The 257-nt window shown below is 63.4% G+C and carries 1 protein-coding gene; it reads left to right on the plus strand.

What is annotated here, in order from left to right; all coding sequences use genetic code 11:
- Positions 1-15 precede the first annotated feature (15 nt).
- On the plus strand, positions 16-257 hold a 242-nt coding region (locus tag EUU22_RS00010), incomplete at its 3' end, for an ABC transporter substrate-binding protein (protein WP_205687797.1).

The following is a 257-nucleotide window of genomic DNA, read 5'->3' on the forward strand; positions in this document are numbered from 1 at the left end:
AGCGGCGCCGGGCTGATGTCATTGCTGGACCCTTGGACCCGTGCTGCCGTCTGGGCGGCGGGCAGCGACGCGCCTGAGCAGACCACGGTGAAGATCGGCTTCATCCCCCTTACCGACTGCGCATCAGTGGTAATGGCCTCACTCAAGGGCTTCGACAAGAAGCATGGGGTCACAATCGTGCCGTCCAAGGAAGCCTCCTGGGCCGCCGTGCGCGAGAAGCTGACCAACGGCGACCTGGATTTCTCTCATGCGCTGTA

Source organism: Ciceribacter ferrooxidans (genome assembly GCF_004137355.1).
In the GTDB taxonomy this organism is placed as follows: Bacteria; Pseudomonadota; Alphaproteobacteria; order Rhizobiales; family Rhizobiaceae; genus Allorhizobium; species Allorhizobium ferrooxidans.